Here is a 14,623-nt window from a genome sequence, read left to right as displayed (position 1 = left end):
GCGTAAAGTCTGGCTGGGCTGCGGCGGCTCTGGAATTACCAGAGGTTTATTCACCAGAGGCCGGCCATCGTCGCTCCGATGATCGGGCCGCTACGCCCTTCCTGCACGAGGACGACGAGTTTTTGCACGTCGGCCTGCATCATCGCGGCTCGGGGCAGCTGCACTTTCATCGGCATCCCCTTCCAGATGCCGATGGGCGTCAATTCGCGGACGATGTTGGTGTAGGTGAGCGTCTTGCCGGCGTTCTCGCCTTCCTTGATCTGCACGGCTCCCGTCATTTGGACGACGCCGAGCCAGATCGTCGCTTCGCGTGGGTTGCGTCCCGGCGTATCGCCGCCCAAGGCGAAGTTCAGGGTATTGCGCTCCTGCCAAAATCGGACTGGCACCTGCATTGGTCCGCCCGTTTTCACGGTGTCGTCGATCGCCTGCTGGATTGCCGCTTTCGACCCGCCGTTTACGTGCGCCACGCCATTGACGATGGCTTGCGGCGTGAAAATCTCGCCGTCGCCGCGGTTGCGGGCGTAATTTCGCTGACGCTCGCTGTTGCGCGGTGAGCCGAACGTGTCCTTCCAGCCGAGATAGTTCCAGTAATCGACGGGCAGCGAGAGCGCGATGATCGAGGGATCATCCGATAGCGTTTTGAGGAGCGCGTCTGCCGGGGGGCAGGACGAGCATCCCTGGCTCGTGAAGAGTTCTATGACGCCCTTGATCGGCTTCTCTGTTTGGACATCGAGGGAAACTTCCTGCGCCCGCGACGGCGACGCCAAAGCCCAAGCTGCGGCGAGGGCCGTCAAAACCAACGGGGCGATGATGCGGAAACGCATGGAGGTGTCAGCCTTCGAGCCTAAGTGGCAGGTGCCACAACAATCCTTTTAGCTTGCCGCCCGCGAATGAAAAAGTGAAAGGCTCGAAAGCCTTGTCACGAACGGGTGAGCATTGAGACGTTCGCTCCAGCGAGAAAGATCGTTACTGGAGCGCATGATTAATTTGGTCCCGGCCGGGCTGAGCTTCGGCCGGGACGCCGGCGCCTTCTCAGGCCGCCAGGTTTCTCAAAACGTAGTGCAAGATGCCGCCGTTCCGGAAGTACTCGAGCTCGTCGAGGGTATCGATCCGGCAGAGGACGGGTACGGGGATCGACGTGCCGTCGGCGCGCGTGATCGTGAGCGTCAGGACTTCCCGCGGCTTGATGGTGGCGAGGCCCGGGATGGTGACGCGCTCGTCGCCCTTGAGGCCTAGGGACTGCCAGGAAGCGCCTTCGGTGAAGACGAACGGAGCGATGCCCATGCCGACGAGGTTCGAGCGATGAATTCGCTCGAACGATTGGGCGATGACGGCGCGGATGCCGAGAAGGTTTGTGCCTTTCGCCGCCCAGTCGCGGGATGAGCCGTTGCCGTACTCGATACCGGCGAACACCACGAGCGGCACGCCCTCCGCTTCGTATTGCATCGCCGCGTCGTAGATCGCCATTTCCTTGCCCGACGGATAATGGATCGTCAGGCCGCCTTCCTTCACGTTGCCGTTCGCATCTTTCACCATGTGGTTCTTGATGCGGATGTTGGCGAACGTGCCGCGCATCATCACCTCGTGATTGCCGCGCCGCGTGCCGTACTGGTTGAAGTCGGCGGGCTCAACACCGTTGTCTAGGAGATACTTTCCAGCGGGGCTCGCGGTTTTGATCGATCCGGCGGGCGAGATGTGGTCGGTCGTGATCTTGTCGCCGAAGAGACCAAGAATGCGGGCGTTGACGATATCGTTGATCGGTTTCGCGTCGCGAGAGATGGTCTGGAAATAGGGCGGGTTCTGAACGTAGGTCGACGAACCATTCCAGCCGTACGTCAGGCCACCGCTCGTCGCGATGCCTTGCCAATTGCTGTCACCCTTGAAGACGTCGGCGTAGCGAGACTTGAAGAGTTCGCGCGTGACGTTTTCGATGATGAATTTCTGGATTTCCTGCGACGTCGGCCAGATATCCTTCAGGAAAACCGGCTTGCCGTCGCTGCCTTCGCCCAATGGTTCCTTGGTCAGGTCTTTCTGCACGGTGCCAGCGAGCGCGTAAGCGACGACCAGCGGGGGCGACGCGAGATAATTGGCCTGCACGTCCGGGCTGACGCGGCCTTCGAAGTTGCGGTTTCCGGAGAGCACGGCGGCGGCGACGATGCCGTTGCCGTTGATCGCCTTTGAAATTTCCGGCGCGAGCGGGCCAGAGTTTCCGATGCAGGTGGTGCAGCCGAAGCCGACGAGGTTGAATCCGATCTGGTCGAGGTACGGCTGGAGGCCGGATTTCTCGAGGTAGGCGGCAACGACCTGCGATCCCGGCGCCAGCGAGGTCTTGACCCAAGGCTTGCTTTTCAGGCCGCGCTCCGCCGCGTTGCGGGCGAGGAGGCCCGCAGCAATCAGGACGCTCGGATTGGACGTGTTCGTGCAACTCGTGATCGCAGCGATGACGACATCGCCGTGGCCGATGTCGAACGTTTTGCCTTCGACGGGTGCGCGTTTGGTGAGTTCGCCCGGCTTTTTGTATTCGTCGGCAAGGGCCGCCCCGAAGCCGCTCTTGATGTCGGTCAGCGCGATGCGGCCTTCGGGGCGCTTCGGGCCAGCCATCGACGGCACGACGTCACCCAGTTCGAGGGACAGCGTGTCGGTGAAGACCGGATCGGCCGATCCCGCGTCGCGATACAGGCCCTGGGCCTTGCAGTAAGCTTCGACAAGCGCGATGCGATGGGAGTCGCGGCCCGACATCGTCAGATAATTGACGGTTTCCTTGTCGACGGGGAAGAAACCGCACGTTGCGCCGTATTCGGGCGCCATGTTGGCGATCGTGGCGCGGTCGGCGAGCGACATCGAGTCGAGGCCGGGTCCGAAGAATTCGACGAACTTGTTGACGACGCCCTTCTTGCGCAACATCTGCGTGACCGTCAGCACAAGGTCGGTTGCCGTCACGCCCTCCGGGAGCTTGCCGGTCAAGCGGAAACCGATGACTTCGGGAATGAGCATCGATTGCGGCTGGCCGAGCATTGCGGCTTCGGCTTCGATGCCGCCGACGCCCCAACCGAGCACGGCGAGACCGTTGACCATCGTCGTGTGACTATCGGTGCCGACGAGCGTATCGGGATAGGCGATGGTTTTGCCGTCCGACATCTCGTTGGTCCACACGGTCTGCGAGAGATATTCGAGATTGACCTGGTGGCAGATGCCGGTGCCGGGCGGCACGACGCGGAAATTCTGGAAGGCGCCCTGGCCCCATTTCAGGAAGTTATAGCGCTCGCCGTTGCGCGCATATTCGAGCGCGACGTTATCGGCCAAGGCTTTCGGCGTGCCGAATTCATCGACAATGACGGAATGGTCGATGACGAGATCGACAGGCACGAGCGGGTTGATCTTCGTCGGGTCGCCACCGAGCCTCGTCATGCCGTCGCGCATGGCGGCGAGATCGACGACGGCTGGAACGCCGGTGAAATCCTGCATCAGGACGCGGGCCGGGCGAAAGCCGATTTCCTTTTCGGTCTTGCCCTTATTGCCGATCCATTCGGCCATTGCGACGATGTCGGCTTTGGTGACCGAGCGGCTGTCCTCATGCCGCAAGAGGTTTTCGAGTAGGACCTTCATCGCGTACGGGAGCCGCGAAATCCCTGTCAGACCATTCGCCTCGGCATCGGGCAGCGAATAGTAAACGTAGTCCTTGCCCTCGACGGTGAGGGTTTTGCGGCAGTTGAAGCTGTCGTCGGAAACGGGTGTATGGGCGCTCAAGATCAGGCCTCCGAAAGATTAAGACGAAGGGCTGCGCCGCCGGAGTGCCGGCGGATCGAGGTGTCCCGCGGCACGAGCTCGTCGGTCCGCGCGACCCCTCGCTTTTGCGCTAGCGAAGGATACAACGTGCCTTCTATATAATCGTTATAAAATGAAAACACCAATCGCGAGATGGTCAAATTAGCGCGCAAATGCCACCGTCTTGCTCATTCACACGCCACGGAATCTCATCGCTGTGCAGCTGATTGCCGAAGACTTGGTCATAGATCGCGGTTCACGCCGCATCATCGACGGGCTGTCGTTTGCCGTCAAAGGCGGGGAGGCGCTGGTTTTGACCGGTGCGAACGGCATCGGGAAGACGACCTTGCTGCGCACGCTCGCTGGCTTCATCCGGCCGTTCCGCGGCGTCATCCGGCTCGATGGCGGCGACGATGAGCTGACGCTCGGGGAGCAGTCGCACGTCGTCGGGCATACCAACGCGGTGAAGTCGAGCTTGTCGGTCGCGGAGAATGCGGGCTTTTGGAATACATATCTCGATGCCGGCGGCAATGGAGTCTCGCGGATCGCGGCATCGCTTCGCCATTTCGGCCTTGAAGACTTGAGCGACTTTCCTGCGGCTTACCTGTCGGCTGGGCAGAAGCGGCGGCTCGGACTTGCCCGGCTGCTGGTCGCACACCGTCCGGTCTGGCTGCTTGATGAGCCAACCGCATCGCTTGACACAGCGTCATCGGAGCGGCTGGTCGCTGCGGTCAATGATCATACGAGTTCCGGCGGCGTTGCCGTCATCGCCACGCATCTGCCGCTCGGTCTCGAGCGCGCGCGGACGCTGGATCTCGCAGCGCAGAGGATGGCGGCTTGAAGAGCTTTTGGGCTCTCCTTTCCCGGGATGTGAGACTTGCGGTCCGCGAAGGCGGCGCGATCGGGACGGCGCTCGGCTTCTTTCTCGTCGTCGTGTCGCTCATGCCGCTCGGCCTTGGACCGGATCTCAATCTGCTGTCGCGCATCGCGGCCGGGGTGCTGTGGATCGCGCTGCTGCTGGCGGCGCTTCTGTCGCTCAATCGGATTTTCGAGGCCGACCACGAGGATGGGACGCTCGATGTGCTCGCGACGGGCCCATTGCCGCTGGAATTGGTTACCACTGCCAAGTCCCTGGCGCATTGGATCACCACCGGAATTCCGCTCGCCATCATGGCGCCGGTGCTCGGCATTCTCCTGAACCTCGATCTTGCGGCGTATCCGATCCTGGTCGCGACCACGCTCGCCGGCACTCCGGCGGTCAGTTTTCTCGGCGCCATCGGCGCGGCGTTGACGATGAAGACACGTCGCGGCGGCCTGCTGCTGGCGCTCATCGTGCTGCCGCTTTACGTTCCTACCTTGATTTTCGGGATATCGGCTGTCAGCGCCGGGGCCGGGCCGACGGGGATGGCGGCGTCGTTCCTCATTCTGGCGGCGATTTCCCTTGTCGCAATCGTGCTGGGGCCCCTCGCCGCAGCCGCCGCACTGAAGGTCCAGCTACAATAATTGTAATCTGCCCTTCATTGCGCCTTACCTTTTAAAGTCTTAGATCCGGCACATGCAGACACTGACGCAACGCCTCGCCAACCCGACCCGCTTCATGGAGCTTTCCGCACGGCTGCTGCCGTGGATTTCGGGGGCGGCCGCCATTCTGTTGGCCTATGGGCTTTATCTCGCGTTCTTCGCGTCGCCCGCCGACTATCAGCAGGGCGAGACGGTGCGGATCATGTACATCCACGTGCCGTGCGCGTGGCTCTCGATGATGGTCTATGGGCTCATCGCGCTTTCGAGCTTCGGGCTTCTGGTTTTCCGCCATCCCTTGGCGGATGTCTCGGCGAAGGCCGCTGCGCCGCTCGGAGCCGCATTCACGTTCCTGGCGCTGCTGACAGGCTCGCTCTGGGGTAAACCGATGTGGGGCACCTATTGGGTCTGGGACGCGCGGCTGACGTCGGTCCTGATCCTGTTTTTTCTCTATCTCGGATTGATGGCACTTCGGTCGGCACTCGAGGACGAGGGCGCGGCGGCGAAGCTGACCGCCATCCTGGCGCTCGTCGGAGTCACGATCCTGCCGATCATCAAATTCTCTGTCGACTGGTGGAACACGCTACATCAGCCGTCGACCGATTTCACGTCGACGGTCGATCCGAGCATGCGGCTGCCGCTTCTCGTCATGGCGGTTGCGTTCACGCTTCTGTTCTTCGCTATGCATCTCAAAGGCATGCGAAATGAAATTCTGCGCCGGCGGGTGAAAGCTCTCAGAACGCAGGCCGTCGCCGGACGCGACCGGCTCGCGGCGCAGGCTGCAAATCAAGGCGCGGCGGAGTAAACGATCATGGATCTCGGACCTCACGCCGCCTTCATCTGGATTTCTTACGCCGCCGTGACGGTGACCGTCACCGGGCTCATTCTTTGGCTGATCGCGGATGGCCGCAAGCAGGCTGCCGATCTCGAAGCTCTCGAGCGGCAGGGTGTGAAGCGCCGTTCAGCGGCGGCGGGAGGACGATAGAGTGGCCGAAGGCAAGTCGAATTTAGTACGCGTTTTACCGGTCGTGGTTTTTGCAGTCGTCGCGGGGTTTTTCGCGATGGCGTTGCGGTCCGGCGATCCGTCTCGGTTGCCGTCTACGCTCGTCGGAAAGACTGTGCCTCAGACGACCTTTCCGCCGCTCGAAGGGCTTGAGGTTGACGGCAAACCGGAGCCGGGGTTCAGCTCTTCCGATCTTGCGAAGGGCAAAGTCTCAGTCGTCAATTATTGGGCGTCCTGGTGCCAGCCCTGCGTTGAAGAGCATCCGTTTCTCGAACAGCTGAAAGAAGAAGCGGGCGTCGATATCTACGGCGTCAACTACAAGGACCAGACGGACGCGGCGCGCCGTTACATCGGCCGTTACGGCAATCCTTATTCAGCTGTCGGGACGGACAAAAGCGGGCGCGCGGCCATCGACTGGGGCGTCTACGGCACCCCTGAGACCTTCATCGTCAATGGCCGGGGCGAAATCGTCTACAAGCACGTCGGGCCGATCTCGGCCGACTCTTTGACGACGAAGCTTCTGCCAGCCATCGAGAAGGCAAAAGCTGCGCCGGCGCCTTGAGCGGCGTTCGCCTTAGAGCGGATAGAACATTCCGCGCGAATGGTTCAGCACCGTCAACGTTCCCGTTCTGATGTCGAAGTGCGCTCCGTGCAGCGCCAGGCGGCCGCGTTCTTCCTGATCGCGAACGAACGGGAACGTCCGCAGGTTTTTGATCGCCTGCTTGATGCCTTCCTTCTCGAGAGCTTCCTGCTTGATGGCCTGGGGGCTGTTTTGATGCGCGGCGAGCACCGAGAGGCGGGCGTCGTCGAGCATCGACATCCAACGCGAAATGAATTGCGCTTCCGTTTGGATCGCAGCGCTCTGATCAAGGGCGGCTTTGACGCCGCCGCATCCGGAGTGGCCCATGACGATGAGATTTTTGATGCGGAGATTCATGACCGCAAATTCCACGGCCGTACTGACGCCGTGATATCTGCCGCCCGTTTCGTAGGGCGGCACAAGGTTCGCCACGTTGCGGACGATGAAGAGTTCGCCCGGCATCGCGCTGAAGATCGTTTCCGGATCGACGCGACTATCCGAGCAGGAAATGACCATCGTCTCCGGGTTCTGCCCGTAGGTAGCTAGCTCTTCATAATGGTCGGCGTTGAGAACGAAGTGGCGGTGCCTGAAACGCCGGTAGCGGTCTGTGAGGGATTCGGGGAAACTGCTCATTTATTCTTGTTGCTCCTGACGTCTCGTTCCGACCCGCTTCTAATAATTACAATGTAACCGACGACCGCCGACAGTAGAGAGCCTGCGAGGACGCCCAGACGGACTTCCGCACTCGCATCCGATTCGGGAAATGCCAGCATGCCGATGAATAGGCTCATGGTAAAACCGATGCCGCCCAAAATAGCTGTGCCGAAAAGCTGCATCTGGGAGGCTCCGCGGGGCATTTCTCCTAAACCGGTGGCGAGTGCAGTCCTGACTGCGCCGTATATTCCGAGTGGCTTGCCGAGGAAAAGACCCAACGCGATGCCAATGGGGATTTGCGACAGCATGTCGTCGGCTGACATGCCGGTGAGAGATAGTCCGGCATTGGCAAAAGCGAAAACCGGCACAATGAGGAAGCTGACCCAGGGGCTTAGCGCGTGCTCAAGTCCCTCGAGCGGGCCCTCGGTACCCCTTTTGTTTCCCGTTAGCGGAATTGCAAGCGCGGTTGCGACGCCAGCCAGAGTTGCGTGGACGCCGGACTTCAACACGCAGAGCCAGACAAAAGCGCCGATCAGCAAATAGGGCCAAGCGCGGATCACGCCCGAACGGTTGAGAAGGACCAGGCCCGCGATGCCGACGGCTGCGAGCGCGAGGGCCTGCATCGAGAGATCGGCTGTGTAGAAGAAGGCGATGATCAGGATTGCGCCGAGATCGTCGATGATGGCGAGCGCGAGCAGAAACACTTTCAGCGCCGGTGGCACCCGGCTGCCGAGGGCCGCCATTATGCCGACGGCAAAGGCGATGTCGGTCGCCGCAGGAATCGCCCAGCCGCGAAGCGCGACGGCGTTGTCCCAGTTGATGATGGCGTAGATCAGCGCGGGAACGATCATACCGCCCAACGCGCCAACAATCGGCAGCATAGCCGCGCGGCGGTTGGAGAGTGCGCCGCGGATCGATTCGCGTTTGATCTCCAGCCCGACGACAAAGAAAAAGACGGACATCAGTCCGTCGTTGATCCAGTGGATCACTTCCTTCGTCAGAGCGAACGGCGCAATTCCCAATTGAACGGGCGTCGCGAGCGTTTGGTCGTAGATACCCTTGAGCGGCGAATTGGCGACTATCAACGCCAGTATCGCGGCGCTCAGCAGAACCAATCCGGCTGCGGCTTCGCGATTGAGGCCTTGGGCACTCGTTTCTGGTTTCATTCGGCCCTCCACATGCGTTTGGGACAGGTATGCAAGTCGAAGCCCGGATCAGCAAGACTTACGGCTGGTTGCGTGCGGATTTGCGCAGCGGGAACGCCTCGATTTCGTCGGCTGAGAAGCCGTTTTCCCAGTCCACGAGATGGGGTAGCAGATGATCGCTGCCGCGGCTGACTTCGAGCGTTCGCCGCACGCCCGCGATGGCATATCCGAGCGCTTGCTTGGGCGATTGCCCGAGCATCAGCTTGGCCGTCAAGCAGCCTGCGAAAATATCGCCGGTGCCGTGGGGAACGTCGTTCCATCTCTCGACGGTGCCGATGAATGCGTCGTCACCGGCGACGAGCGCGGTTGCCAGTTGCGATGGTCCATCCGGTATCGACGTGCCGGCGACGATCGGGCGAATAGGTTTTTTGTCTGTCGCGTTTTCTTCACGCGAACCGGTATCCACTTCGCTTGAAAACGCTCTGAGCCTGCCGATCGCTTCGAGGGCATCTGCACGCGATCTGACGTCGACGCCGGAGAGCCAGGACAGCTCGAACCGGTTTGGCGTCAGGACGTCGGCGAGGGGAAGCAAGAGATCACGGGTCGCGGCGGCTGCCTGTTCGTCGAGGTAATGGCCTTTCGGATCGTCGCCAAAGATCGGGTCGCAGATGTAAGTCAGCGCGGCATTCAATCCCCGCATGCGCTTGACGGTGGCGGYGACGATTTCCACGTGCCCGGCGGACGGGAGATAACCTGAGAAGACAGCGTCGAAATTTCCGAGCCAGCCATTTTTCTCGAGTGCCCCGATCATGTTGTCGAGAAGGGCCGGATCGAGCGTCATGCCGGCGATATGGGTCCGTATCGGGTGGTTGGAGAGGACGACCGTCGGCAATCCCACGACCTCGATGCCGGCTCGCTGCAAGGGCGGCATCGTGGCGGTCAGCCCCACGGGATCGCGGGCGACGTACGAGGAAATCATCAGGATTCGGGACATGAGGCCGATAAAGTCGTTGGAGGGGTGAGTGTCCTATACCAGCACGCAGGGGACGTACCCAGCGAGAGCACTATGATTCATGTGAAACGCTGTGAAACCTCGGTTCCGCTCAAGGTTGCAAAGCGGGATGGTTGCGTTGCACAATCCGGCAATTCATCTCGGAGTCGACGCAATGGTCATGAGACCGAGACGCAGTGTTCTCTATCTTCCGGGCGACAACGAGCGGGCGCTCGAGAAAGCGAGAACGCTGCCGGCGGATGCGATCATCATAGATCTCGAAGACTCGGTCGCTCCGGCGAACAAGGAACGGGCGCGCAATCAGGCGATCGCGGCCATTCATGAGGGCGGCTTCGGGTCTCGAGAGGTGATCCTGCGCGTCAATCCGATCGAAACGCCGTGGGGGATGGTGGACCTTCACGCGGCGATCGCGGCGGTTCCAGACGCGATCCTCATCCCGAAGGTTTCAAACTCGGGCGATATCTTGGGCACTGCCAAGGTCGTCAAGGCGGCGGAGGCCGATCCGCGCATCAGGCTCTGGGCGATGATCGAAACGCCCATGGGTATCATCAACGCCAAGGAAATCGCGGCTTGCGGCCCTGATCCCGACAACCGGCTCGTCTGTTTGGTTCTCGGCACGAACGACCTCTTGAAGGAGAGCAGGGCGCTCGCCAGCAGCAACCGTTTCGCGGTCGTTCCCTGGCTCGCGATGACGCTCGTCGCGGCGCGCGCCTACGGGCTCGACGTGATCGATGGCGTGTACAACGATTTCAAGGATGATTTGGGTTTTCGGGCCGAGTGCGAGCACGGCCGGACGCTCGGCATGGACGGGAAAACGTTAATCCATCCCTCGCAGGTGGTGCCGTGCAACGAGGTCTTTTCGCCGACCGATGAGGAAATTGCGTGGGCGCGCAAGATCATCAGGGCGTTCGAAGAGCCCGAGAATGCGCGCAAGGGCGTCATCACGGTCGAGGGGCGCATGGTCGAACGGCTGCACCTCGTCATGGCGAAGCGGGTCGCGGCGATTGCCGAGGCGATCAGCGCTCGCTCCAGGGTGGAAGAGCCCTGGTTCTGAAAAGGGCGGCCCGCTGCCTTCTGCGGCCCTAGATCGCGTCCTCAAATCGCGAAAAAAGTTGCGGTTGCGGGTGGACATCCCGAAATAGGGCTGGCCGAAAAAGGCTGACCGAAAAAGACGTAAGTAACCGAAGCCCAGTTTCTGGGCATTCCGAAATACTTTCCGAAATACAAGGCGGGGACGATGGCCGGTACAAAGACCAACGCAGGCAATTTCTTCGAAGATTTCACGTACGGCCAAATGATCCATCACGCGACGCCTAGAACCGTCACCGACGGCGACGTCGCGCTTTACACCGCCCTTTACGGTTCCCGGTTCGCCGTTCAATCGGCTGATACCTTCGCGACGGCGCTCGGGTATCCGAGGGCGCCGCTCGACGACATGCTGACGTTTCATGTGGTCTTCGGGAAGACGACGCCCGATATCTCTCTCAACGCTATCGCAAACCTCGGGTATGCCGATTGCCGGTTCCTGAAGCCGGTCTATCCGGGCGATACGTTGTCCTCGACGTCGGAGGTGATCGGGCTCAAGGAAAATTCGAATGGCGAGACGGGCACCGTCTACGTACGTTCGACGGGGCGCAATCAGCACGATGAAATCGTGCTCGAATATTGCCGTTGGGTGATGGTGCGCAAGCGCACCAAGGGTTCGCCAGCGCCGGAAGCGGTCGTACCGAAGCTTCCCGAACGCGTCGACCCGCAAGACTTGGGCCGCGCCGTGCCGCCGCTCGATATCAGCAAATACGATTTCGCCCTGTCGGGCTCGCCGCATCGGTGGGAAGACTACGAGCCGGGCGAGAAGATCGACCACATCGACGGCATGACACTCGAAGAAGCCGAGCACCAGACGGCGACGCGGCTTTATCAGAACACCGCCAAGGTGCACTTCAATCAGCACACGGAATCCAAGGGGCGCTTCGGCAAACGCATCGTCTACGGCGGCGTCGTGATCTCGCTCGTTCGGGCGCTGTCCTACAACGGGCTCGGCAACGCGTTCCATCTCGCGGCGATCAATGGCGGGCGCCATGTGGCCCCGACCTTCGCAGGCGATACGATTTACGCCTGGTCGGAAGTGCTTGAAAAAGCAGAGATTCCTGGCCGCAAGGACATCGGTGCGCTGCGTGTCCGGTTCGTTGGCGTCAAAAACCAGGATTGCGCGTCGCTGCCGCTCAAAACGCCGACGGGCGAGTACGCGGAGGGGGTTGTCCTCGATCTCGATACGTGGCTTCTGCTGCCTCGCCGGGTGTAAGCGAAACTCGGCACTGGGCCAGCGTGGGGCCGTTCGCGGCGGTTCAACCGTCCGGCGGCGCGTGATGCAAGGGGAGCAGTCGCATGAAGATCGGAACGACGGCAACTGCGGCGGTGGCGGTCCTTCTCTTTGCTGCAACCCCGAGGGCGGAAGCCATGGGAGAGACCGCGGTCGCCGAGATCAAGTTTGCCAACGGCAGCAGCGCGGGCACCATCACGCTGACGGAAATCGCCGCGGGCGTTCTCCTGAAGATCGATCTCAAAGGATTGACGCCCGGCGCGCACGGACTGCACCTTCACGAAGCCGGCAAGTGCGAAGGCGATTTTTCGTCGGCGGGCGCGATTTATAATCCCCTCGGGGCGAAGCACGGTTTCCTCAACGAGGAAGGTCCGATGGCGGGGGATTTGCCAAACGTCGTCGCCGGGGCCGACGGCGTAGCTTTGGCCGAGATCCTCAGTCCCTACCTGCATCTCAGCAAAGATACCGAAGACTCGCTTTTCGATCCCGATGGGTCGTCGCTCGTATTGTTCGAAAAAGCGGACGATTATCAGGCCGATCCCGAAGGCGGAGCTGAGCCGAGGATTGCCTGCGGTGTCCTCAAAGCGCAGTAGGCGACGCGGCCGACGCGCAATCATCGTGATTTATACGTTGATCACTCAACCGCCCGATATGCTTCGATAACGATTGGGCAAGAATTCCTATACAAGCTGGTTCCGTTGACGCCGGGTCGTCGTCGTGGCGCGTCGCGCCGCGAGGCGCGCAGGGTCTTGGAAGCGAGCCTTCAGTGCCAAACAAAGTTGCCATTATCGGCGCTGGGATGGCCGGCCTGTCGTGTGCGCGCCTGCTTCGGCGGGCGGGCTTTGTTGTCGATGTCTTCGAGCAAGACCGGAATATCGGCGGCCGCATCGCAACGACGCGCATCGGCAACGATACGTTCGATCACGGGGCGCAGTACCTCTCCGGGCATTCGGAAGGTTTTCAAGATTTTCTCGATGAGGTTTCCGGCCTCGGCTACGCCGGTCAGTGGGCACCGCGGGCGACCAGCAATGGGACGCGAGCGGACGAGCAAAGCCAGCCGTGGGTCGTCGGCACGCCCGGAATGTCGTCGCTCTTCCGGCCGCTCGTCGAGGGGGTACGCGTGACGACCGGCCGGCGCGTTCAGTCGCTGGAGCGGCGCGACAAGGGCTGGCACCTGTGGTTCGAGGATCAAGCATCGGCCGGTCCGTTCGATGCCGTCGCCGTCGCGGTGCCCGCGGCGCAAGCGCGATTGCTTCTCGGGCGCATCGGTGAATTCGCGGCGCCGCTCGCGGACGTGTGCATGACGCCGTGCTGGGCCTCGATGGTGCGGATCGAAGAGAAGGTCTTTCCGGCTCAGGACGTCTTCACGGATATGTCGGAGAGCATCACGTGGATCGCTCGCAACAATACGAAGCCCGGCCGTAATCCAGCGGGCGAGAATCTCGTCATCCATGCTTCGCCCGTCTGGAGTTTGCAGGCGGAGGATGCCGATCCCGACGATGTCGCGGCGGAGCTTTGGAGCCAGGTCAGCTACGCCTTGGATCTGCCACCTGTCAGACCGTCGCGGATGACGGCGCACCTTTGGCGTCAGGGGCTCGTCGATCGGCCGCTCGGGGAGTCGCATCTCTATTCCCCGGAGCACAGGGCGGGCGTTGCCGGTGACTGGTGCCTTGGGGCGTCCGCCGAGCATGCCTTCGATAGCGGCGGTGCGCTCGGCCGGGCGATCGTCAATTCGCTGGCCTAGTCCCACTCTCTGTGGCATTTGGCGAATTGCCGCGCTCGCTTCGAGCCGCTACACGTTTGCTTCACACGCATCAGAAGGACGTCCGATGGAGGCTACATCAGGCCGCGGCGTGCGACCCGAGCGGCCGCTCTCGCCACACCTTCAAATCTATTCTCCGCTCATCAATATGGTGATGTCGATCCTGCATCGCATCACTGGCGCTGCGCTTTACGCCGGCTCGCTGCTGCTCGCGTGGTGGCTGATCGCGGCGGCGTCGGGCCCTGACTATTACAACTATGTCTCGAGCTGGTTCGCCACTATGCCCGGCAAGATCATTCTGCTCGGATACACGTGGGTTCTCATGAACCACATGCTCGGCGGCCTGCGCCACTTCCTTTGGGACACGGGACACGGCTACGGCCTCAAGACGATCGACATTCTATCGTGGGGCTCGCTCGCGGCATCTTTCACGCTGACCGCCATCATCTGGGCGTTCGTCGCTCTCGGGGGCGCCTGATGAAATCGATGCGCACGCCGCTGAAGAAAGTTCGCTACCTCGGGTCGGCGAAAGAAGGCACCGATCACTTTTGGAAGCAGCGGGTGACGGCGGTCGCCAACGTGTTTCTCGGCATCTTCCTCGTTTGGCTCATCGTGTCGTTGCTCGGTGCCGATTACGCGACCGTGCGCCAGAAGCTCGGAAACCCGCTGATCGCGCTTGCGTTGCTCGGGCTAATCCTGTCGGGCACCATTCACATGCGGCTCGGCATGCAAACGATCATTGAAGACTATGTGCATGAGGAAGGGCTGAAGCTCGCAGCCCTCATGCTGAACACGTTCTTTGCGATCTTCATCGCGCTCGTGAGCGTGTTCGCCATTTTGAAACTGAGCTTTGGAGCCTAAGAC

At 61.4% G+C, this 14,623-nt stretch carries 16 protein-coding genes; 11 read left to right on the top strand and 5 right to left on the bottom strand.

The features are described from left to right. Positions 1-50: 50 nt before the first annotated feature. A complete protein-coding gene (locus AC1DK3_RS15905; protein WP_477193224.1) occupies positions 51-824 on the bottom strand; it encodes a DUF1223 domain-containing protein in 774 nt (257 codons plus the stop codon). Between the two features lie 208 nt (positions 825-1,032). After that, positions 1,033-3,747, bottom strand: a complete 2,715-nt coding sequence (gene acnA / locus AC1DK3_RS15900) for an aconitate hydratase AcnA (RefSeq protein ID WP_477193223.1) — start codon at positions 3,745-3,747, stop codon at positions 1,033-1,035. Between the two features lie 235 nt (positions 3,748-3,982). Here acnA and ccmA point away from each other — a divergent pair, with 235 nt between their 5' ends. From ccmA to AC1DK3_RS15875, 5 genes are read left to right on the top strand one after another with little or no spacing between them, the layout of a single operon-like run. Further along, on the top strand, positions 3,983-4,606 hold the full coding sequence (ccmA, locus tag AC1DK3_RS15895; protein ID WP_477193222.1) for a heme ABC exporter ATP-binding protein CcmA: 624 nt from the start codon (positions 3,983-3,985) through the stop codon (positions 4,604-4,606). Further along, a complete protein-coding gene (gene ccmB / locus AC1DK3_RS15890) occupies positions 4,603-5,268 on the top strand; it encodes a heme exporter protein CcmB (RefSeq protein WP_477193221.1) in 666 nt (221 codons plus the stop codon). The genes ccmA and ccmB overlap by 4 nt, the downstream gene beginning before the upstream one ends. Positions 5,269-5,320: 52 nt before the next feature. Beyond that, positions 5,321-6,088 carry a heme ABC transporter permease gene (locus AC1DK3_RS15885; RefSeq protein WP_477193220.1) on the top strand — a complete coding sequence of 256 codons (768 nt, stop codon included), beginning with the start codon at positions 5,321-5,323 and terminating at the stop codon, positions 6,086-6,088. 6 nt (positions 6,089-6,094) lie between these two features. Beyond that, positions 6,095-6,268: a heme exporter protein CcmD gene (gene ccmD, locus AC1DK3_RS15880; protein ID WP_477193219.1), complete on the top strand. Its 174-nt coding sequence runs from the start codon at positions 6,095-6,097 to the stop codon at positions 6,266-6,268. A gap of 1 nt (position 6,269) precedes the next feature. Then, on the top strand, positions 6,270-6,848 hold the full coding sequence (locus AC1DK3_RS15875) for a DsbE family thiol:disulfide interchange protein (RefSeq protein ID WP_477193218.1): 579 nt from the start codon (positions 6,270-6,272) through the stop codon (positions 6,846-6,848). Positions 6,849-6,860: 12 nt separating this feature from the next. Here the strand turns inward: AC1DK3_RS15875 and AC1DK3_RS15870 are convergent, their stop codons facing one another. The 3 genes from AC1DK3_RS15870 to AC1DK3_RS15860 are packed head-to-tail and all read right to left on the bottom strand — an operon-like array spanning position 6,861 to position 9,659. Further along, positions 6,861-7,499, bottom strand: a complete 639-nt coding sequence (locus tag AC1DK3_RS15870; RefSeq protein ID WP_477193217.1) for a carbonic anhydrase — start codon at positions 7,497-7,499, stop codon at positions 6,861-6,863. Beyond that, positions 7,496-8,686, bottom strand: coding sequence for a Na+/H+ antiporter NhaA (gene nhaA / locus AC1DK3_RS15865; protein ID WP_477193216.1), 1,191 nt, complete (start codon positions 8,684-8,686; stop codon positions 7,496-7,498). The genes AC1DK3_RS15870 and nhaA overlap by 4 nt, the downstream gene beginning before the upstream one ends. A 58-nt stretch (positions 8,687-8,744) precedes the next feature. Then, a complete protein-coding gene (locus tag AC1DK3_RS15860) occupies positions 8,745-9,659 on the bottom strand; it encodes a bifunctional hydroxymethylpyrimidine kinase/phosphomethylpyrimidine kinase (protein ID WP_477193215.1) in 915 nt (304 codons plus the stop codon). Positions 9,660-9,831: 172 nt separating this feature from the next. On the opposite strand from AC1DK3_RS15860, the gene AC1DK3_RS15855 reads away from it, so the two are divergent. The 6 genes from AC1DK3_RS15855 to sdhD all read left to right on the top strand — a co-directional run bounded on the left by AC1DK3_RS15855 (position 9,832) and on the right by sdhD (position 14,620). Then, positions 9,832-10,731, top strand: a complete 900-nt coding sequence (locus AC1DK3_RS15855; protein ID WP_477193214.1) for an HpcH/HpaI aldolase/citrate lyase family protein — start codon at positions 9,832-9,834, stop codon at positions 10,729-10,731. Positions 10,732-10,914: 183 nt separating this feature from the next. Continuing rightward, positions 10,915-11,979: a MaoC family dehydratase gene (locus AC1DK3_RS15850; protein WP_477193213.1), complete on the top strand. Its 1,065-nt coding sequence runs from the start codon at positions 10,915-10,917 to the stop codon at positions 11,977-11,979. Between the two features lie 83 nt (positions 11,980-12,062). Next, a complete protein-coding gene (locus tag AC1DK3_RS15845; protein WP_477193212.1) occupies positions 12,063-12,590 on the top strand; it encodes a superoxide dismutase family protein in 528 nt (175 codons plus the stop codon). A 173-nt stretch (positions 12,591-12,763) separates the two neighbouring features. Next, the gene (locus AC1DK3_RS15840) at positions 12,764-13,741 is read left to right on the top strand and encodes an NAD(P)/FAD-dependent oxidoreductase (RefSeq protein ID WP_477193211.1); all 978 of its coding nucleotides are present in this window, start codon (positions 12,764-12,766) and stop codon (positions 13,739-13,741) included. Between the two features lie 85 nt (positions 13,742-13,826). Then, a complete protein-coding gene (gene sdhC / locus AC1DK3_RS15835) occupies positions 13,827-14,237 on the top strand; it encodes a succinate dehydrogenase, cytochrome b556 subunit (protein WP_477193210.1) in 411 nt (136 codons plus the stop codon). Then, positions 14,237-14,620 carry a succinate dehydrogenase, hydrophobic membrane anchor protein gene (gene sdhD, locus AC1DK3_RS15830; protein ID WP_477193209.1) on the top strand — a complete coding sequence of 128 codons (384 nt, stop codon included), beginning with the start codon at positions 14,237-14,239 and terminating at the stop codon, positions 14,618-14,620. Before sdhC ends, sdhD begins: the two co-directional genes overlap by 1 nt. Positions 14,621-14,623 lie beyond the last annotated feature (3 nt).

It is taken from the genome of Hyphomicrobium sp. 01T421 (assembly GCF_056398805.1).
The sequence above is the reverse complement of the archived record's forward strand: the minus strand, read 5'-3'. Positions and strand labels throughout refer to the sequence as shown.

Coding starts and splice junctions, on each gene's coding strand:
- AC1DK3_RS15905 (WP_477193224.1), bottom strand. CDS start 824: ATGCGTTTCCGCATCATCGCCCCGTTGGTTTTGACGGCCCTCGCCGCA.
- AC1DK3_RS15885 (WP_477193220.1), top strand. CDS start 5,321: ATGCAGACACTGACGCAACGCCTCGCCAACCCGACCCGCTTCATGGAG.
- ccmD (WP_477193219.1), top strand. CDS start 6,095: ATGGATCTCGGACCTCACGCCGCCTTCATCTGGATTTCTTACGCCGCC.
- AC1DK3_RS15870 (WP_477193217.1), bottom strand. CDS start 7,499: ATGAGCAGTTTCCCCGAATCCCTCACAGACCGCTACCGGCGTTTCAGG.
- nhaA (WP_477193216.1), bottom strand. CDS start 8,686: ATGAAACCAGAAACGAGTGCCCAAGGCCTCAATCGCGAAGCCGCAGCC.
- AC1DK3_RS15855 (WP_477193214.1), top strand. CDS start 9,832: ATGGTCATGAGACCGAGACGCAGTGTTCTCTATCTTCCGGGCGACAAC.
- AC1DK3_RS15850 (WP_477193213.1), top strand. CDS start 10,915: ATGGCCGGTACAAAGACCAACGCAGGCAATTTCTTCGAAGATTTCACG.
- AC1DK3_RS15845 (WP_477193212.1), top strand. CDS start 12,063: ATGAAGATCGGAACGACGGCAACTGCGGCGGTGGCGGTCCTTCTCTTT.
- sdhC (WP_477193210.1), top strand. CDS start 13,827: ATGGAGGCTACATCAGGCCGCGGCGTGCGACCCGAGCGGCCGCTCTCG.
- sdhD (WP_477193209.1), top strand. CDS start 14,237: ATGAAATCGATGCGCACGCCGCTGAAGAAAGTTCGCTACCTCGGGTCG.